Source organism: Allokutzneria sp. NRRL B-24872 (genome assembly GCF_002155965.1).
Taxonomy (GTDB): Bacteria; Actinomycetota; Actinomycetes; order Mycobacteriales; family Pseudonocardiaceae; genus Allokutzneria.
The window spans coordinates 137,546-155,932 of sequence record NZ_MUMH01000064.1 but is presented as its reverse complement, the minus strand read 5'-3'; the positions used below and the strand labels follow the sequence as shown (position 1 = coordinate 155,932).

Here is an 18,387-nt window from a genome sequence, read left to right as displayed (position 1 = left end):
AGGCAATCCCCATTCCCATTCACTCCCCTGGGCCGCTGAGCACCGCGGCCCCGAGGTCGAGCAGTTCCTCGGCCACCGCGCGGCCGAGCTGCTCAGCAGCTGTCGTGTTTCCGATGGCCGAGGCGCGCAGCATGTCCCCGTGGGGGGTCGCCGCGACTCCTCGCAACGACAGGCGCAGCACGGTGCGCCCGTCGTCGTCGAGGTCCTCGACCACATCGGCCAGTGCCCCGACAGGAGCGCTGCAGCCCGCCTCCAACCTGGCGAGCATCGCGCGCTCCGCGGTAACCGCGGCGCGACTGGCCTCGTCGTCGAGCGTGGAGCGGATCAGGTGCTCCACGTCGACGTCGTCGATCCGGCACTCCACCGCCAGCGCGCCCTGTGCGGGCGCGGGCAGCATCTGCAACGGGTCCAGCGTCTCGCTGATCTCGTCGAGCCTGCCGAGGCGGGCGAGTCCGGCCCTCGCGAGCACCACGGCGTCGAGTTCACCTGAGGTGACCTTGCCGAGCCGGGTGTCCACGTTGCCGCGCAACGGAACCACGGTCAGCCCGAGGCCGAGGGCCTCCAGCTGAGCGGCCCGCCGCGGCGATCCCGTGCCCACCGTGGAGCCGACCGGCAGCTCCCCGAGGGTCAGGTTGTCCCTTGCGCACAGCGCGTCCCTCGGGTCCTCGCGAGGGGGCACCGCCGCCAGCACGAGCCGGGGGTCCGGCGCGGTCGGCAGGTCCTTGTAGGAGTGCACGGCCACGTCGATCTCGTTCGCCGCCAGCGCGTCGCGCAGTGCCGAGGTGAACACCCCGACCCCGATCTCGGCGATCGGAGCGCTCGACCGGTCCCCCGGGGTGCTCACGACGACCGTCTCGATCTCTGCTCCCGCGCGCTCCAGCGCCGCGGCGATCAGGCCGGTCTGCGCCAGAGCGAGCGCGCTGCCGCGCGTCCCGATCCGCAGTCTCGGCTTCACCGGATATCACCGTCCTGTTCGGACTGTCCACTGTGGACGCCATGGGTAAAGGGATCGAGTGCGCCGACCGCGGCAGGGGCCTGCGGGTCGAGCGCGAACAGCTCGCGGAGCGCGTCCGCGTAGTCGGAGCCGCCGGGCGCGGAGGCGAGCTGCTTCACCCGCACGGTCGGGGTGTGCAGCAGCTTGTCCACCACGCGGCGCACCGTCAGCGACAGCTCGTCGCGCACCTCGGGCGCCAGCTCCGGCAGCCGCGTCGACAGCCTCAGCAGCTCGGCGTCGACCACCTCGGCGGCGCGCCTGCGCAGCGCGGTCACGGTCGGGGTCACCGCGGCGGAGCGCTGCGCGGCCAGGTAGGCGCGCACCTCCTCCGCGACGAGTTCGGTGGCGAGCCTGGTGTCCGCACCCGCCTCGGCGTCGCTGAGCCGGGCCTGGAGGCTCTCCAGGTCCACCACGCGCACACCGGGCACCTCGGCGGCGGCCGGGTCGATGTCGCGGGGCAGGCCGAGGTCGCAGAGCACGATGTCGCGGCTGGCCCCGGCGAGCATGCCCGCGTCGATGACCACCTCGGTGGCACCGGTGCACGCGAACACCACGTCCGCCGTCGCCAGCTCGACGTCCAGCTCCGACAGGCCCGTTGCGCGCGCGGCGACGCCCTCGGCGGCGATGATCTCCGCCAGCCGCTGCCCGTTCTCCGGGGTGCGGTTGGCGACGACGATCTCCGCCACGCCCGCGCGGCGCAGGTGCGCCGCGGCCAGCCCGCCCATCGCACCGGAGCCGACGATCAGCGCGCGGCGGCCGGACAGCGTGCCCAGCACGGCGGCGGCATCGGCGAGGGCTTCGGTGACCAGCGAGGCCCCGGCGTGGTCGATACCGGTCTCGCTGTGCACGCGCTTGCCGACCCGCAGGGCCTGCTGGACCAGCTCGTGCAGGACCTTGCCGACGGTCCCGGCCTTGTCGGCCTCGCCGTAGGCGGTGCGCAGCTGCCCGAGGACCTGGGCCTCGCCGACCACCATGGAGTCCAGCCCGGAGGCGACCCGGAACAGGTGCTCGACGGCGCGCGCCGCGTAGTGCACGTACAGGTGCGCCGACAGCTGGCCGACGTCGGTGCCCGCCTGGCGCGCGAGCACGCCGGAGACGTCCGCGAGGCCGCCGTGGAAAGCGTCGACGACCGCGTAGACCTCGACGCGGTTGCAGGTCGCGACCAGCACGGCCTCGGAGACGTTGGGGCAGCGCAGCAGCTCGTCCAGCAGCTTCCCGGCCTCGTCACCGGAGACAGCGGCGCGTTCCAGGACGCGGACCGGTGCGGTGCGGTGCGACAGACCGACGGCGAGCAGGGTCATCGCCCGACCACCGCCTCGCCGACGCCGGGCCGGGTGCCGTCCACGGTCACCTCGGCCTGCGCCTCGTCAGCGCGGCGGGCGACGTGGAAGGAGAGGATCTGCATCTCCACCGCCAGGTCCACCTTGCGCACCTCGACGTGGTCGGGGACCCCGAGAACCACTGGTGCGAAGTTCAGGATGCATTGCACGCCGCCGGAGACCAAACGATCGCAAACATCCTGAGCCACCGAGGGCGGCGTGGCGATCACGCCGATGGTGACCTCGCGCTCGCGGCAGATCGACTCGATGTCCTCGATGTGCTCGACCGGAATGCCGCCGACGGGGACGCCCATCAGGTCGGAATCGACGTCGAAGAGCGCGGCGACCGGGAATCCCCTGCTCGGGAATCCGCCGTAGTTCGCCAGCGCGTGGCCGAGGTTTCCGATACCGACCACCGCGACGCTGTGCTTGCGGGTCAGGCCGAGAATGCGCTCGATCTCACTGATCAGCACGTCCACGTCGTAGCCGACGCCGCGGGTGCCGTAGGAGCCGATGTAGGAGAGGTCCTTGCGCAGCTTCGCCGAGTTCACCCCGGCGGCGGCGGCCAGTTCCTCGCTGGAGATCGTGGTGACCCCGTCCTCGCCCATCGCGGAGAGAACCCGCAGGTAGACGGCGAGCCTGGCGACGGCGGCCTCGGGAATGGCACGGGCCCGCTCACGGGCGGCCGGGACATCGCGGGCGGTGACCTCGCGGGCGGGTGCGTCGGCGACAGTGGCGGGCGGCTGGTCCCCGTTGTGCCCCTGGTCCCGCTGCGCCGCCACGCTGCTCTCCCTCGCCTGCAATCTGGAAATGGTTCGCCCGGCAGCTGACGTCCGCGAAGGTGGGGTCTTCCGCTCTCCAGCCGCAACGGCGACGTTCACACGGTAGCCGCTTGTGAACGCAGGCACAAAGTCGTGGCCGACCGACGTAACCAGCCGCACAATACCCGGCCACACGCAGGTCGTTGACCACTCGCGGCGGCGGAGGGGGTCCCGGGCCAGCTCATCGAGCACTCACCCGAACAGGTATTTCCCAGGCCGAAATGTGGGCATTCCGCCCGGGATCAGGCTAGCGCGGCCCGCAGCCGCGCCTCCTCCACCCTCCAGTAACCGTGCTCGCGGCCGTCGACCAGGAACACCGGGACGCGGTCCCCGTACTCCGCGCGCAGCTCGCGATCGGAGTCCACGTCCACCTCCGACAACGGCACGCCCAGCTCACCGCAGATCCGGGCCAGCTCCACCTTGGCGACCTCGCAGGGGTGGCAGCCTGCCCGGCTCATCAGCGTGACTTCGTGGGACATGCGCTCAATCATCCCTTGAGCAGCGTCCGCCCGATCACCATGCGCTGGATCTGGTTGGTGCCCTCCACGATCTGGAGCACCTTGGCCTCGCGCATGTAGCGCTCCACCGGGTAGTCCTCGACATAGCCAGCGCCGCCGAGCACCTGGACCATGTCCGTGGTGACCTTCATGCACATGTCGGTGGAGATCAGCTTCGCCATCGCCGCCTGCGTGGAGTACGCCTGCCCCGCGTCCTTGCGCCGGGCCGCCGACAGGTAGAGCTGCCGCGCCGCCTCGATGCCCGCGGCCGCGTCGGCGAGCATGAACGAGACGCCCTGGAACTCCCCGATCGCCTTGCCGAAGGCCGTGCGCTCCCGCGCGTAGGCGACCGCCACGTCCAGCGCGGCCTGCGCGACGCCCACCGCGCACGCCGAGATCCCGAGCCGCCCCGCGTCCAGCGCCTCCAACGCGATCTTGAGGCCCTGCCCCTCGGCCCCGAGCCGCCGCTCCGCCGGGAGCTGCGCGCCCTCGAAGATCACCTGCGCGGTGAGCGAGGCCTTCATGCCCATCTTGCGCTCCGGCCGCGCCACCGAGATCCCCGGAGTGTCCGCGTCCACCAGGAACGCCGAGATCCCCTTCGGGCCGTCGTCCCCCGTGCGCGCCAGCAACGTGTAGAAGTCCGCCGCTCCCGCGTGCGTGATCCACGCCTTGGTGCCCTGCACCGTGTAGACGCCGTGCTGGTCCGCCTTCGCGCTCGTGCGCAGCGCCGCCGCGTCCGATCCGCTGTGCGGCTCCGAGAGGCAGTAGGCGCCCAGCTTCTCCCCGCCCAGCAACGACGGCAGCCACCGCTCGCGCTGCTCGTCCGTGCCGAAGTTCGCCAGCGCGTGGCAGGACAGCGTGTGCACGCTGACCCCGAGGCCGACCGCCAGCCACGCTCGCGACAGCTCCTCCACGACCTGGAGGTACACCTCGTACGGCTGTTCCCCGCCGTCGTAGCGCTCCGGGTACGGCAACCCCAGCAGGCCCGAGCGGCCCAGCGTGCGGAAGACCTCGCGCGGGAACTCCCCGGTCGCCTCGGCCTCAGCCGCCTTCGGGGCCAGTTCGCGCTGGGCCAGCTCGCGGGTCAGCGCGAGCAGCTCGGCGGCTTCCTCGGTCGGCAGCTGGCGTTCGATCACGGGCGCGCTCATCGCGGCGGTCCTCCACGCGGGTGCTCAGAACTCGGACCGTCCGATTGTGGGGCCACCGATACTAGGAAGTCCAACTATCCGTGCACACCCGCAGCCCTAGGCGCTTGCCTGACGATGGTCGGGACTGTCACAGGGCTGACCTAGCTTTGCGTCGTGCGGTTGATCTATATCGACGATTCCGGCGCGCAGGAGTCCGGACTGGCCGTCTACGCCTGGGTGGAAGTGCTCGACACCGACTGGCGGCGCGGACTGAGGTGCTGGCTCGACTGGCGACGCGACCTGCACACCGCAACGGGAGTTCCAGCCAGCTACGAACTGCACGCCACGAGGTTCCGCCCGACGGGAGGAACGCCCTGGGATCACAGCAAGGCCAACCGCACAGAGGTGATGGCCGATGCCTTTCGGACGATCGCCGCTCTGCCCGGCGTCCGTGTCGGCGCGGTCTTCCGCGAGACCAAGGGAACGAACTTCACCAAGGCCAAGGCGGACCTCTACAGCGACCTGATCACCATGCTCGACGAACGCCTGCACACGGCCGGTGAACTGGGCATGGTGTTCATGGACGGAGACGGCACCGATCCGGCCTACCGGCTCGCCCACCGAGGCTTGAAGCTGGACACGCGCTGCCTTCTGGAAGACCCGTCGTTCCAGGGATCGCACACGAGCCAATGGGTGCAGCAGGCGGACCTCATCGCATACGCCGCGTTCATGACCGTCCTACGAGCAGACTCGAAGAGGGTGATGTGGCAGTGGTACCCGAACATCCTCGGCGAGGTGTGCGCATTGGGCGGAATGCCCCAGCCACTGTAAAGCCCGAAAAAGAAGCAAGACCCGTTGATCCACTGGAGTGGGACGGGTCCGCGCCTCAACTATAGCGGAAGACAAGCCCGGCAACCACAGGCTTGTCTTCCCGGGTCAGAGATCGCGGAGCTTGCGGCGGGCGAGCTTGCCGGTCGCGGTGTGCGGCAGGACCTCGACGAACTCGACCTTGGTCGGCACCTTGAACTTGGCCAGGCGCTCGGCGCAGTGGGCGAGCACCTTCTCCTCGCTGAGGTCGGCGTCCTCGGTGCGGATGATGACGACCTTGACGGCCTCGCCGGTGGTGTCGTCGGGGACGCCGACAGCGGCGGACTCGCGCACCCCGGCCAGCTCGGCGAGCACGGACTCGACCTCGTGCGGGTACACGTTGAAGCCGTTCACGATGATCAGGTCACCCGCGCGGTCCACCAGGTGCAGGTCGCCGTCGGAGTCGAAGTAGCCGACGTCGCCGGTGCGGAACCAGCCATCGGCGTCGGGGCCGTCGGAAGCGTCGGGCCAGTAGCCGCTGAGCAGGTTGGCCCCGCGCGCGGCGACCAGGCCGGTGCTCTCGGCGTCCTCGCCCATCTCGAAGCCGTCGGGCAGCGCCTCGCCGTCGGAGTCGACCAGCCGGACCTCGACGCCGGGCAGCGCCTGGCCGACCGAACCGGGCTTGATCCGCCCGGTGCCCAGGGTGGTGGTGAGCACCGGCCCCGTCTCGGTCAGGCCGTAGCCCTCGTAGATGTCGAGGCCGGTGATCTGGCGCATGCCGCGCAGGACCTCGTAGTCCAGCGGTGCGGCGCCGGAGGTGAAGATCCGCACGGTGGCCAGGCGCTCGCGCAGCACCTCGGCGGGCTGGCGCAGCAGCACGGTGTACATCGGCGGGACGCCGACGAGCGTGGTGACGCGGTGGTTCTCGATCGCCTCCAGCGCCGCGTCCGCGTCGAAGCGGGCGAGCAGCACGCCGGTGCCGCCGCTCGCGCAGACCTGGAACAGGCCGGGGCCCAGGCCGTAGACGTGGAACAGCGGCAGCGCCAGCAGCACCCGGTCAGCTGCGGTGACCGGACAGGGGCGCAGCTCGGAGCACTGCTTGGTGTTGGCCAGCAGCGCGCGGTGGGACAGCATCACGCCGCGCGGCGAGCCGGACGTGCCGGAGGTGTAGGCGAGCACGGCCAGGTCCTCGCCGCCGCGCACGGACTCGCCGGGCGTGAACGAGGTGTCGAGCGCGGGAACGTCCTCGGAGTCGATCAGCACGCGGGCGCCGCTGTCGGCGAGCACGCGCTCCTGCTCGCGATCGGAGACACCGGGGCCGATCGGGACGACGGCGCAGCCCGCGCGCAGCGCGCCGAGCACGGCGACGCAGAACGGCAGGCCGGTCGGCAGCTTCACGGCGATCCGGTCACCGGGCTCGGCACCGTCGGCGCGCAGCCGCGCGGCCTCGGCGCTGACCGCGGAGTCCAGTTCGGACCAGGTCAGCGTGCGCCCGTCGGCTGCGTCGACCAGCGCGGGATGAGCGGGGCCCCGCTGGGCGGCCGCACGCACCAGATCGGCGACGTTGACGACGGACATGCGCGACCTCCTACTGGGCGATTCCGGGTGACCCGAAAGCGGATTACCCGGGACGGGAAGTCTGTCATGGGTGTGCTACGTCACGCATCCGCCCGGCGTGCGTCACCCCCTCGGTGGCACCAGCCACTACCTACCGGCGAGTAGTAAGACGTATGCTTCGGCGAACCGCCCCGGGCGGCGTGGCCGTCCTCACGCAGCGGAGCAAGGGAGCGGCGGATGACCCAACCACTGGGCCGGGCCTGCTCAGGGCTTGCCCCGACCACCAGAACGACCCTGCGTCCCGTGCCGGATGAGGCGGCGATGACCGATGTGTGGCGGCTGGTCGCCGCGGCGCAGGACGGCGACGTCGCGGCCTTCGGCGAGCTCTACGACCGCTACGTCGACGTGGTCTACCGGTACGTGCTGTTCCGGCTCGGCGACCGCGCGCTCGCCGAGGACGTGACCAGCGAGACGTTCCTGCGCGCGCTGCGCCGCATCGGCTCGGTCAGCTACCAGGGCCGCGACGTGGGCGCGTGGTTCATCACCATCGCCCGCAACCTGGTGCTCGACCACGTGAAGTCCAGCCGGTACCGCTTCGAGGTGCCGACCGCGGAGCTGGGCGAGACCCGCGAGGAGCACGCCGGTCCCGAGCAGTCGGTGGTGCGCGACGCCACCAACGCCGAGGTGCTGCGCTGCGTCGACAAGCTCAACACCGACCAGCGCGAGTGCATCGTGCTGCGGTTCCTGCACGGGCTCTCGGTCGCTGAGACCGCCGAGGCGATGGGTCGCAACGAGGGCGCGGTGAAGGCGCTCCAGCACCGGGCCGTGCGCAAGCTCGCGGAGCTGCTGCCCCGAAGCCTTCGCTGACGTGGCTTGATAGCGGCGTAACCGATCCGGTATCACCTCGTTTGTCCAGTCTGGAAGGGACGAGCGACGGTGACTGCGGAACGCGAGGACGAGGTGGTGGCGCTGCTGCGCCGCTGCGCTCCTCGCGATGCCCCTGACCAGGAGACGCGCGAGCGGATGAAGGCCAGGCTGCTCGCCGTGCTGAGCGCCGTCCCACCGCCCGCCGCCGTGCCCGCGGCGCGCGCTGACGGCTGAGCGTCTGGGCACATCCCCACAGTTGCGCCACGGGTCGATCGCTACGCTGGAACGGGTCATCAGCAGGCCAGACGATCAAGGACCGGAGGCGCCGAGGTGCCACTGTGGCGCAGGGATGTCGACAGCTCGGAGCGGGAGTCCCGGGCGATCGCCGCTGGCGAAGCCTCCGCCGAGGCCGCCGCCGCTGAGCTGGAAGCCGCCCTCGCCGTGCCGCCGGACCTGACCGCGGCGGCGTTCTTCGACGTGGACAACACGATGATGATGGGCGCGTCGATCTTCCACTTCGCCAGGGGCTTGGCCGCCCGGAAGTACTTCACCACCTCTGACCTGGCCGGATTCGCCTGGCAGCAGCTGAAGTTCCGGATCGGCGGCAAGGAGGACGCGGACGGCATCCGCAGCAGCCGTGAGCAGGCGCTGTCCTTCGTCGCGGGCCGCTCGGTCGAGGAACTGGTCACCCTCGGCGAGGAGATCTACGACGAGCTGATGGCGGACCGGATCTGGTCCGGCACCAGGGCTCTCGCGCAGATGCACCTGGACGCTGGCCAGCGGGTCTGGCTGGTCACCGCGACCCCGGTGGAGCTGGCGCGGATCATCGCCCGCAGGCTCGGCCTGACCGGCGCGCTGGGCACGGTCGCGGAGAGCGTCGACGGCGTCTACACCGGCCGTCTGGTCGGCGATCTGCTGCACGGGCCGGGCAAGGCGCACGCGGTCCGCGCGCTCTCCGCCCGCGAGGGCCTGAACCTGCGCCGCTGCACGGCTTACTCGGACTCCGTCAACGACGTCCCGATGCTCTCGGTCGTCGGCACCGCGGTCGCGGTCAACCCCGACCAGGGCCTGCGCGACGTGGCGCGGGCGCGCGGCTGGGAGGTCCGGGACTTCCGCACCGGTCGCAAGGCGGCCAGGATCGGCGTGCCCACGGTGCTGGGCGCTGGGGTCGTCGCGGGGGCCTTGGCGGCGGGCATGGCCTACCGCCGCCGCGGCCGCTCCTGACGGGTGTGACTACCTGGGGCCGGGACCACCCGGACCAGGGCCACCAGGGCCCTGCTGGTCCAGCGGAACGATGAAGACAGCGGTGCCGTAGGCCGCGATCTCCGTGCTGCCCGGCATGATGTCGCCGCTCTCGAAGCGCATCGCGAGCACGGCGTTGGCGCCCATGCCCGCGGCGTTCTGCTTGAGCCTGCCGAGCGCCTCGAACCGCGAGTCGTTAAGCAGCTGCGTGTAGCCGGCCTGCTCGCCGCCGAACATGCCCTTGAAGCTGGCGCCGATGTCGGAGAAGGCGTTGCGGCTGCGCACGGTCGAGCCGAACACCTCACCGATCACCCGGACGACGCGGAAGCCGGGCACGTCGTTCATCGTGCTGACCAGGATCGGTGGCGGCGGTGGCATGGGGGGCATGGGTTGGTTCACGGCGGCGATGCTAGCCGCGAGATCCGCCCCCACGTGGGAGAACGCCGGTGTTCAAGTGCGGTTTCAGCTCAGCGTTCACCCGAGGAAGACGTTGCGGCGCTGGGTGAGCAGTCGGTAGAGCGTCTGCTGGATGGTCTCGCGCACCTGGTCGGTCAGGTTGAACACCAGCATCGGGTCGTCGGCGGCCCCGGCCTCGTACTGGTCGGTGGTGATCGGCTCGCCGAACTCGATGTACCACTTCGACGGCAGCGGAACGAGACCAAGCGGCCCGAGGTGCGGGAAGAACGGCGTCACCGGGAAGTACGGCAGGCCGAACAGCCTGGCCAGCGCCTTCACGTCGGCGATCATCGGGTAGATCTCCTCGGCGCCCACGATCGAGCACGGGATGATCGGCACCCCGGTGCGCAGCGCGGCGGAGACGAAACCGCCCCTGCCGAAGCGCTGGAGCTTGTAGCGGTCGCGGTACGGCTTGCCGATGCCCTTGAAGCCCTCGGGCCAGACACCGACCAGCTCGCCGTTGCGCAGCAGGCGCTCCGCGTCCGCGCCGCACGCGAGCGTGTGACCGGCCTTGCGGGCGAGCGCGCCGAGCACCGGGAACTTGAAGACCAGGTCGGCGGCCAGCATCCGCAGGTGCCGCTCGGCGGGGTGGTGGTCGCGGACCGCGAGGCCCGTCATCACCGCGTCCATCGGCATCAACGTGCCGGAGTGGTTGGCCACCAGCAGCGCGCCGCCCTCGGCGGGCACGTTGTGCAGGCCGATCGTCTCGACGCGGAACCACTTCTCGTACAGCGGCCGCAGCGGCGGGAACAGCACGTTGTCGGTGAGCTCGCGGTCGAAGCCGAACTCGTCGATCTCGTAGTCGCCGGTGAGCCTCCTGCGCACGAAGGCGAGTGCGTCGGTCAGCCCGCGCTCGAACGCGGACTCCTCGCGCACCTGCTCGCGCTCGTCGGGCTTGTCCTCCTGCGGCGGCGGCAGCTCCTCCGCGGTCGGGACCGGGCGCACCGGCGCTGATCCCGCTGGCTGCTGCTGTTGCTGCTTGCGCGCCACCGAGCGGATCGGGATCACTCGTGCTCCTGCCATCGTCTTCACCTCCTCACTCCCTCATCGGCCCAGCCGGGCCAGCACTCCACGGATGCCCCGCTCGGCATCGTTGACGAGTTCCGGGTCGATCACCGGCCGCAGGCCGCGGCCGCGCACGTAGTCGTCGAACGCCTGCTGGGTGGTCCACCTCGGGGTGAAGCCGAACTGCTCGCGCAGCTTGGCCGTGTCCACCACCCTGCCGAAGTTCAGGAACCGCATCTGCTCCGGCGAGAAGTCCACCAGCCGCGCGCCGCGCACCACCTGCGCGAAGGGCTGCACCGCGAAGCTGGGCACCGGCATCGGAACCCGGCCCGCGCGGCGGATGGCCTGGGAGAGCAGCAGCAGTCCGTCCGCTCCCGCGTTGAACACCCCGGGCAGGTCGTGCAGCGTCGCACGCTCCAGGATCGCGAGGGCGTCCTCGGAGTGCAACAGCTGGACACGAGCGTCGTAACCGAGCACCGTCGGCACGACCGGCAGCGCGAAGTAGCGGGTGAGCACCGTGTCGATGCGCGGACCGATGAAGTTGGTGAAACGCAGCGTCGAGATGGTGACGTCCGGGCGGCGCCTGCCGTAACCGCGCACGTAGCCCTCGACCTCGACCGCGTCCTTGGCGTAGCCGGAGGACGGCAGGTCCTTGGGGCCCATCGACTCGGTGAACACCGCGGGGTCGCGCGGGCTCGAACCGTAGACGGCGGTGGTCGACTTGACCACGAACTTGCGCACCAGGTCGGACTTCTGGCACGCGGCCAGCAGCTGCATCGTCCCGATGACGTTCATTTCCTTCATGGCCGTGCGGCCGGTCGCCCCGGGGTTGGCCGAGAGCGAGGCGTGCACGACGGTGTCCACCTTGGCGGTGGCGATGACCTTGGCGATCAGCGGGTTGCGGATGTCCGCGCGGACGAACTCGGCCCGGCCCATCCGGCGCAGCAGGTCGCGCGGCGGGGGCACGGTGTCGACCCCGAGCACGCGTTCGATGTCCGGGTTCGCGGCGAGACGGGCGGCGAGGTGTCCGCCGAGGAAACGGCTGACCCCGGTGACGAGAACGACGTTGGGCGCCATGCGACTCCCTGGGCACTGGCGGTGAAGGGTGGGATGTTACCCGCCGGAAGCTTCGCAGGAGTCGGCCAGATCGTTAGCCAGATCCCGGGCGCGTCACCGTACTGGACGAGTGCGTTTCCGATCACTCTGTGCTGCGGGGCACACCACGAGGCGGTCCAGGACGCGCGAACGCCCGCGCCGGAGCGTTCCGGGCGCGGGCGTCACGGGATCAACCGCAGGGGCGGTCGCGTACTGCTTACTTGCCCTGCTTGCGACGCGCGTGGCGGGTCTTGCGAAGCAGCTTGCGGTGCTTCTTCTTCGACATGCGCTTGCGACGCTTCTTGATGACCGAGCCCATGCGGGTTCCTTCGCTGTTGACGTTTGCGTATTTCGAGCTTCTCGCACGCCCACGCACACCTGCCGGCGGCCTCGGGCACGCAGCGGCTTGCCAGAGTACCTGGGCGGGCTGAAGCCCCTCTCGTCAGCTATCCAGCCGAGTAGTACGCGTTCTCCAAGTAGGCGTGCACCTCGTTCTCCGGGACCCGGAACGAACGGCCGACGCGCACCGCGGGCAGCTCGCCCGAGTGCACCAGGCGGTACACGGTCATCTTCGAGACACGCATGATGTCGGCCACCTCGGCGACCGTCAGAAACTGGACCTGACCGAGCCTGTCGTCCTTCTTCTCCCTGCCAGTCGGCATGTGTCACCGCATCTTTCATCGCCACGTGGCGCGCCGCCGGCTTCCCCTCCGGCGGAACTCAACACGCACGCGCTCCCCCTGAGGGTAACCGGGCTGGTGTGGCTGAAGCGACTAGCGGGAAGTTCCCTCGTGCGCCCGGCCCAGCTCGACGGAGCGGTCCCGGGCCGCCTCGATCGCGGCCAGCAGCGCGGCGCGCACGCCGTGCTTCTCCAGCTCCCTGATGGCCATGATCGTGGTGCCCGCCGGGGAGGTCACGGCCTCGCGCAGGGCGACGGGGTGCTCGCCGGAGTCGCGCAGCATCTTCGCCGAGCCGATGGCCGACTGGATGATCAGATCGGCGGCGACGGCCCTGGGCAGACCGAGCAGGATGCCCGCGTCGATCATGGCCTCGACCAGGAAGAAGAAGTACGCGGGGCCGGACCCGGAGAGCGCGGTGACCGCGTCCTGCTGGGCCTCGGGCACCCGGACCACCTTGCCGACGGCGCCGAGCATGCCCTCGGCCAGCTCCATGTGCGCCCTGGACGCGTGCCGCCCGGCCGAGATCGCGCTCATCGCCTCGCCGACGACCATCGGGGTGTTGGGCATGACGCGGACCACCGGGGTGCCCTCGGGCAGGCGGCTCTCGAACAGCGCGGTCGGCAGGCCCGCGCAGAGCGAGACCACGAGCGTGCCGGAGGACAGCGAGCCGTTCAGCTCCTCCAGCAGCGGCTCGATGTCCTGCGGCTTGACCGCGACCACGAGCGCGTCGGCCAGCTTGGCGGCCTCGGCCACCTCGACCCCGCGCACGCCGTAGCGGCGGGTCAGTTCCGCGGAGCGCTCCGGGTGGCGCTCGGTGAACACCAGCTCGCCGCACGGGTGCCCGGAGGCCAGCAGCCCCGACAGCAGCGCCTCACCGATCTTGCCCGCACCCAGTACCGCGATCGTCGTCATGACCGGAAAGCCTAGGGCGTTACCCCGCGCTGGTCAGAGCGAGTTGCCGGGCCTGGCAGACGAGCTTGCCGGTGGAGTCGATCACCGTGGCGTCCTCGTCGAACCACTGGCCGAGCACGGCGCGGGAGTCGACCTGCAAGCGCAGCCAGCCGGTGCTCGGGCGGGAGCGCAGCAGGGCCGTGAGCTGCACGGTCGGCGACCAGCTGAGCCTGCCCAGGTTGAACGTGACCGGCATCGAGATGTCCCCGGCCACCAGGGCGAACAGCGGGTCGGGCTGGCCGTCGCGCGGGCGCACCCACAGGCGCAGGCGCAGCGGGTCGCCGATGTTGCCGTTGAGGAAGCCGGCGCCGTCCGGGTCGAGCATGACCTGACAGGCCTTGGACATCCGGAAGGTCTTCGCCGCGTCCGTGGCACCGACGTCGATGGCCCGCGCCGGGGGCTCCGCGGGGAGGTCGGGCAGGTCCGACCACGCGGGAACGGCGTCGGGCAGCCTGCCGACGGTGATCATGGCGTGCACGCAGGTCCGGCCGCGCTGCACCAGCTCCGCCTGCACGACGGTGACCGTGCGGCCCGCCTTGGCGACCGTCGTGCGCACCAGGACCGGGCCCAGCTCGGGGGTGTGCAGGAAGTCCGCGCTGACGCTGAGCGGGTCGAGACCGCCGGCACCGCCCGGGTCCACCGCGGCGAGCGCCGTCCTGGCGATCAGCGCGAGCAGGTAGCCGCCGTGCGGCTTGCCGCCGATCGTCCAGTCCGCGGCCAGCTCGCCGGTGAAGCTGCCGTCGCCCATCGGCCGCACGGTGGTGGCGATGGCGAAGGGGGTGACCCGCACCGGGTCCGTGCGCAGTCTCATGAGGTACCGACCAGGGAGCGCAGGAAGAAGGTGGTGTTGGCGGGGCGCTCGGCCAGCCGCCGCGTCAGGTAGCCGTACCACTGCCCGCCGTAGGGCACATAAACCCGCATCGTCTCGCCCGTCTCGGCCAAGCGCCGTTGTTCGTCCGGTCGCACTCCGAAGAGCATCTGGTGCTCGTAGCTGCCCGGAGCGCGGTCGTACCACTTCGCCCGCTCGCCGATGATCGACACGAGCCGGGGGTCGTGCGTGGCGAACATGGGGTAGCCCTGCCCTTCCAGCAGGACGTTCGCGCAGCGCACGTAGTTCAGGTCCACCTCATGGGGGTCGGCGTAGGCCACCGACTCCGGCTCCGCGTAGGCGCCCTTGCACAGCCGCACCCGCGAGCCGGCGAGGTCCCGGCAGTCGCCGAGGGTCCGGCGCAGGTACGCCTGGAGGACCGCGCCCACCGACGGCCAGGTCCTGCGCAGCTCGGCGAGCACGCCCAGGGTGGAGTCGGTGGTGGTGTGGTCCTCCATGTCCAGCGTGACCGTGGTGCCGCACTGCTCCGCAGCCGCGCAGATCCGCGAGGCGTTGGCCAGCGCGAGCCCCTCGTCGAAGGCCTGACCCACCGCGGAGAGCTTCACGCTCACTTCGGCGGAGCCCGAGAGCCCTGCCGCGTGCAGGCTGTCCAGCAGGTCCAGGTACGCCCGCACGGTGCGGTCGGCCAGCTCGCGGTCGGTCGTGTGCTCGCCGAGGTAGTCCAGCGTCACCGCGAGCCCGTCCCGCGCCAGCGCGGCGGTGACCGCGACGGCGTCGCCGGTGCCCTCGCCCGCGACGAAGCGGTCGACGACACCTCGGCTGAGCGGGGCGGTCGACACCACCCGCTGGACGGCGTCGTTGCCCGCGGCGGCGAGGATCAACGAGCGCAACGGATTCACGGGCGGAACTGTACGTCAGCAACAAGATCAAAAAGCTTGCGGCGGACACATCTCGGCAACGAGAAAGTCGATCAAGCCGGATCGAGGCGCGGGTTCTGCCCGAGGTGCAGCCGCGCGAACAGCAGCGCCTCGGCCAGATCGCTGACCCGCTGCTCGCGGCTGGTGGCCTTGCGGGTGCTCACCTCGAGTACCACCTGGCCGTCGAAACCGTTGCGCGCCAGCTCTTCGCACAGCTGCGCGCACGGCTGGTTGCCGCGCCCGGGGACGAGGTGCTCGTCGGTCGGCGCCCCGGTGCCGTCTGCGAGGTGGATGTGCCGCAGCCCGGAACCCATCCGCTTGGCCAGCTCCAGCGCGTCCACGTGCGCGGCGGCGGTGTGCGACAGGTCGAGCGTGTAGTTCGCGTAGCCGATGTCGGTGGGGTCGTAGGAGGGCCGGTAGCCGGACAGGCGCAGCTGGCGCTTCCTGCCCAGCGGGCGCAGCGGGAACATGTTCTCCACCGCGACCGCCACCTCGGTCACCCGCTCCAGCTCGGCGACCAGCTGCGGGAAGGAGTCGGCGTACTTGCGCTGCCACCGGAACGGCGGGTGCACCACCGTCGTCGGGGCGTCCAGCGCCGCGGCTGCCGCGACGGCGCGGCGCAGCCGCACCTCCGGGTCGGGCGACCAGATCCGCTGGGTGATCAGCAGGCAGGGCGCGTGCACGGCCAGCACGGGCACGCCGTGCATGTCGGAGAGCCTGCGCAGCGCGCTGACGTCCTGGCTGACCGGGTCGGCCCACACCATGACCTCGACGCCGTCGTAGCCGAGCTCCTTGGCGTACTCGAACGCGGCGGCGGCGGGCTGCGGCCAGACCGCCGCCGTGGAGAGTCCGACCGGGATCAACGGTTCACCAGCAGCAGAGCCGCCGGTGAGATGGTCACCACCAGGCCGACCAGCACGGTGAGCACGATCGTCTGGAGGTCGTCGGCCTTGCGGATCTTGCGGACCAGCCACACCATGCCGCCGATCACCGCGAGCGCGACGAACAGCGCGACCGGGGCCATCCAGCTCCACAGGAACTGGAACCCGATCCAGAGCCCGGCGCCGCCGACGAGACCCCCGCCGAGCTGCGCGAGCATGACCAGCCACTCCTTGGTCGGAGACGGCTCGTCCTCGTCGTACTCGTCGTAGTCCTCGTCCTCGTCGGCGTCGGACTCGGCGCGCTCGGCGTCGTCGTCCTCGTCGTCGGCGACCGGACGGCGGGCGTCGTCGTCCTCGTCCAGCTCGTCCTCGCGCTCGTCGTCGACGACCGCGGGGGCCTGGCTGGTCGGGTAGTCCTCGTCGGCGGGACGCCCGGTCCGCAGCGCCGCGTACGGCTGCTGGCCGGTGTTGCCGAACCAGTCGTGGTCGCCGTCGAGGCCGGCGGGGGCCGCGCCGGTGAGCGGGGGCGTGGCGCCGACCTGGGTGGGCGCGGCGTCATCGGTGATCCGGGGGAACTGCTCGGTGACCGGCTCGCCCGCCGCGGCGCCGGGCGGCGGCACGGGCAGGGCCTGCGAGGTCTGCGCGGCCGGGTTCGGTCGCGGGGCCAGGCGCTGGCCACCGGGGGTTCCCGGCGGCGGGTAGTCGCCGCTGATCGCCGGGTACTGCGCGGTCACGTCCGCGTCGGGGGTGCCGGGCGGCGGGGCCAGGTGCGAGCCGGTGCTCTGCGGAGCCGGGTGCTGCCCGGTGCCCTGCGGCAGCGGGTGCGCGCCGGTTCCCGGCACCGGGTGCTGGCCCGTGCCCGGAACGGGGTGAGCGCCGGTGTTCGGCGGGGGCGCGGCGAAGCGACCCGAGGCGTGCGGCGGCCCCCCGGCCTGCGGGCTGGGCTCGAAGCGCTGCGGCGCGGGCTGCTGCTGGGGCGGCGGCGCGGCGAAGCGACCGGTGCCCTGTCCGGGCCCGGCCTGCGGGCGCTGCTGCGGCTGGCCCTGCTGCGGCTGGTGCGGTTGCTGCCCCTGCTGCGGCTGACCGTCGTCGCGGATCGCGCGCATCTGACCGGAGTCCGTGAGGATCCGGTTGATGATCGCCTGCGGCGCGGTCTCGTTGACGTCGTCGTCGTCCCGCCTGCGCCTGCGTCGCGCCGTTGGCGGGCCGTCGGCCCCGTACTGGGCGAGCAGCTCCGCGACGGTCTTCTGGCCGTCGTCGTGCTCCGACTCGCTGTTCTTGCTCATTGAGTCCACCGTGCCCCGTACCGGCCTGTCCGTCCAGAACTGTGATCCTGCCGACCCGAAAGCTGATCGATCGAGCCGTTCACTGCCGGAGCAGTCTGGACTGCTTCCTCCGTCTGGTCCAGCCGCCTCAAGATCACGCCCTCGCGCAGCGCCCACGGGCAGATCTCCAGCTCGGACAGCGACAACGCTCGCATTGCGGCCTCCGCCACCAGTGCGCCCGCGACCAGCTGGTGCGCTCTGCTGTGGCTGACGCCCTCCAGCTCGGCGAGGTCAGCGGCTGACATGCGGGAGATGAAAGCGATCAGTTGGCGCAGCCCGGCGTCCGTCAGCGTCCTGCGGGCCATCGGGCCAGCGGAGGACGGCGCGGCTCCGGTCAGCCTCGCCAGGGTGCGAAAAGTCTTCGAGGTGGCCACCGCGTGGTCCGGCGGCCCGATCTTGCGCAGCCGCCGCGCCACCGGGGCGAGTTCGGCGTCCAGCCGCTCGCGCAGCTCGCGGACCTCGCGCTTGGTCGGCGGGTCGGAGGCGAAGCGGGTCCTGGTCAGCCTGCCCGCCCCGAAGGGGAGGGACAGCGCGAGGTCGGGGTCCTCGTCGATGCCGACGGCGATCTCCAGCGAGCCGCCGCCGATGTCGAGCACCACCGTGTTGCCCGCCGACCAGCCGTACCAGCGGCGCACCGCGAGGAAGGTGTAGCGGGCCTCGTCCTCGCCGGAGAGGACCTTCAGCTCCACGCCGGTGCGCTCGTGCACCAGCGCGAGCACCTCGGCGGAGTTGCTGGCCTCGCGGACCGCGGAGGTGGCGAAGGCCATCAGCTCGGCGCAGCCGAACCCGACGGCGGACTCGCGCGCGTTGGCGACGGCGTCCACCAGCAGCTCGGCGCCCTCGTCGCTGAGCCGGTCACCGTCGGTGATCTGCTCGGCGAGCCGCAGCACCGACTTCTCCGACCGCATCGGCGTCGGGTGGGCACCACGATGCGCGTCCACCACCAACAGGTGGACGGTGTTGGACCCGACGTCAAGCACCCCTAGGCGCACGGAGACAAGGCTACCCGCCGGTCGG

General features: G+C 71.5%; 21 protein-coding genes. 4 read left to right on the top strand and 17 right to left on the bottom strand.

Going from position 1 to position 18,387, the window contains the following annotated elements:
- Nucleotides 1-19: 19 nt before the first annotated feature.
- From hemC to CCN37_RS17985, 5 genes are all read right to left on the bottom strand, one after another.
- Entirely contained in the window at nucleotides 20-955 is a 936-nt protein-coding gene (gene hemC / locus CCN37_RS18005; RefSeq protein ID WP_086822041.1) for a hydroxymethylbilane synthase, read from the bottom strand.
- Nucleotides 952-2,295: a glutamyl-tRNA reductase gene (locus tag CCN37_RS18000; protein ID WP_086822038.1), complete on the bottom strand. Its 1,344-nt coding sequence runs from the start codon at nucleotides 2,293-2,295 to the stop codon at nucleotides 952-954. The genes hemC and CCN37_RS18000 overlap by 4 nt, the downstream gene beginning before the upstream one ends.
- Complete coding sequence (locus CCN37_RS17995) at nucleotides 2,292-3,095, bottom strand: redox-sensing transcriptional repressor Rex (protein ID WP_086822033.1); 804 nt, start codon at nucleotides 3,093-3,095, stop codon at nucleotides 2,292-2,294. Before CCN37_RS17995 ends, CCN37_RS18000 begins: the two co-directional genes overlap by 4 nt.
- A gap of 281 nt (nucleotides 3,096-3,376) precedes the next feature.
- Nucleotides 3,377-3,613 carry a glutaredoxin family protein gene (locus tag CCN37_RS17990; protein WP_086822030.1) on the bottom strand — a complete coding sequence of 79 codons (237 nt, stop codon included), beginning with the start codon at nucleotides 3,611-3,613 and terminating at the stop codon, nucleotides 3,377-3,379.
- 8 nt (nucleotides 3,614-3,621) lie between these two features.
- A complete protein-coding gene (locus tag CCN37_RS17985) occupies nucleotides 3,622-4,779 on the bottom strand; it encodes an acyl-CoA dehydrogenase family protein (RefSeq protein WP_086822025.1) in 1,158 nt (385 codons plus the stop codon).
- 153 nt (nucleotides 4,780-4,932) lie between these two features.
- On the opposite strand from CCN37_RS17985, the gene CCN37_RS17980 reads away from it, so the two are divergent.
- Nucleotides 4,933-5,589, top strand: coding sequence for a DUF3800 domain-containing protein (locus tag CCN37_RS17980; RefSeq protein WP_086822021.1), 657 nt, complete (start codon nucleotides 4,933-4,935; stop codon nucleotides 5,587-5,589).
- Nucleotides 5,590-5,694: 105 nt separating this feature from the next.
- Here the strand turns inward: CCN37_RS17980 and CCN37_RS17975 are convergent, their stop codons facing one another.
- Entirely contained in the window at nucleotides 5,695-7,143 is a 1,449-nt protein-coding gene (locus CCN37_RS17975) for an AMP-binding protein (protein ID WP_086822018.1), read from the bottom strand.
- Between the two features lie 216 nt (nucleotides 7,144-7,359).
- Between CCN37_RS17975 and CCN37_RS17970 the strand changes: the two genes are divergently transcribed.
- The 3 genes from CCN37_RS17970 (at nucleotide 7,360) to CCN37_RS17965 (ending at nucleotide 9,213) form a co-directional block, all read left to right on the top strand.
- Nucleotides 7,360-7,989 carry a sigma-70 family RNA polymerase sigma factor gene (locus CCN37_RS17970; protein ID WP_086822015.1) on the top strand — a complete coding sequence of 210 codons (630 nt, stop codon included), beginning with the start codon at nucleotides 7,360-7,362 and terminating at the stop codon, nucleotides 7,987-7,989.
- A 69-nt stretch (nucleotides 7,990-8,058) separates the two neighbouring features.
- Nucleotides 8,059-8,223 carry a hypothetical protein gene (locus tag CCN37_RS39970; RefSeq protein ID WP_168200719.1) on the top strand — a complete coding sequence of 55 codons (165 nt, stop codon included), beginning with the start codon at nucleotides 8,059-8,061 and terminating at the stop codon, nucleotides 8,221-8,223.
- 96 nt (nucleotides 8,224-8,319) lie between these two features.
- Nucleotides 8,320-9,213, top strand: coding sequence for an HAD family phosphatase (locus CCN37_RS17965; RefSeq protein WP_246843113.1), 894 nt, complete (start codon nucleotides 8,320-8,322; stop codon nucleotides 9,211-9,213).
- A 9-nt stretch (nucleotides 9,214-9,222) separates the two neighbouring features.
- Here the strand turns inward: CCN37_RS17965 and CCN37_RS17960 are convergent, their stop codons facing one another.
- From CCN37_RS17960 to CCN37_RS17910, 11 genes are all read right to left on the bottom strand, one after another.
- Nucleotides 9,223-9,630, bottom strand: a complete 408-nt coding sequence (locus CCN37_RS17960; protein ID WP_246843112.1) for a YbjQ family protein — start codon at nucleotides 9,628-9,630, stop codon at nucleotides 9,223-9,225.
- Nucleotides 9,631-9,705: 75 nt separating this feature from the next.
- Complete coding sequence (locus CCN37_RS17955) at nucleotides 9,706-10,710, bottom strand: lysophospholipid acyltransferase family protein (protein ID WP_086822132.1); 1,005 nt, start codon at nucleotides 10,708-10,710, stop codon at nucleotides 9,706-9,708.
- A 21-nt stretch (nucleotides 10,711-10,731) separates the two neighbouring features.
- A complete protein-coding gene (locus CCN37_RS17950) occupies nucleotides 10,732-11,769 on the bottom strand; it encodes an NAD-dependent epimerase/dehydratase family protein (RefSeq protein WP_086822008.1) in 1,038 nt (345 codons plus the stop codon).
- A 235-nt stretch (nucleotides 11,770-12,004) separates the two neighbouring features.
- On the bottom strand, nucleotides 12,005-12,106 hold the full coding sequence (locus CCN37_RS17945; protein WP_076993459.1) for a 30S ribosomal protein bS22: 102 nt from the start codon (nucleotides 12,104-12,106) through the stop codon (nucleotides 12,005-12,007).
- A gap of 127 nt (nucleotides 12,107-12,233) precedes the next feature.
- Entirely contained in the window at nucleotides 12,234-12,449 is a 216-nt protein-coding gene (locus tag CCN37_RS17940; RefSeq protein WP_086822005.1) for a helix-turn-helix domain-containing protein, read from the bottom strand.
- Between the two features lie 111 nt (nucleotides 12,450-12,560).
- Nucleotides 12,561-13,379: a pyrroline-5-carboxylate reductase gene (gene proC, locus CCN37_RS17935; RefSeq protein ID WP_086822002.1), complete on the bottom strand. Its 819-nt coding sequence runs from the start codon at nucleotides 13,377-13,379 to the stop codon at nucleotides 12,561-12,563.
- 19 nt (nucleotides 13,380-13,398) lie between these two features.
- The gene (locus CCN37_RS17930; protein ID WP_086821999.1) at nucleotides 13,399-14,229 is read right to left on the bottom strand and encodes a thioesterase family protein; all 831 of its coding nucleotides are present in this window, start codon (nucleotides 14,227-14,229) and stop codon (nucleotides 13,399-13,401) included.
- On the bottom strand, nucleotides 14,226-15,146 hold the full coding sequence (locus CCN37_RS17925; protein WP_086821996.1) for a proline dehydrogenase family protein: 921 nt from the start codon (nucleotides 15,144-15,146) through the stop codon (nucleotides 14,226-14,228). The genes CCN37_RS17930 and CCN37_RS17925 overlap by 4 nt, the downstream gene beginning before the upstream one ends.
- 71 nt (nucleotides 15,147-15,217) lie before the next feature.
- A complete protein-coding gene (locus tag CCN37_RS17920) occupies nucleotides 15,218-16,027 on the bottom strand; it encodes a sugar phosphate isomerase/epimerase (RefSeq protein WP_086821993.1) in 810 nt (269 codons plus the stop codon).
- Complete coding sequence (locus tag CCN37_RS17915) at nucleotides 16,024-17,331, bottom strand: hypothetical protein (RefSeq protein WP_086821990.1); 1,308 nt, start codon at nucleotides 17,329-17,331, stop codon at nucleotides 16,024-16,026. The genes CCN37_RS17920 and CCN37_RS17915 overlap by 4 nt, the downstream gene beginning before the upstream one ends.
- Nucleotides 17,328-18,362 carry a Ppx/GppA phosphatase family protein gene (locus CCN37_RS17910; RefSeq protein ID WP_086821987.1) on the bottom strand — a complete coding sequence of 345 codons (1,035 nt, stop codon included), beginning with the start codon at nucleotides 18,360-18,362 and terminating at the stop codon, nucleotides 17,328-17,330. The genes CCN37_RS17915 and CCN37_RS17910 overlap by 4 nt, the downstream gene beginning before the upstream one ends.
- Nucleotides 18,363-18,387: the final 25 nt, after the last annotated feature.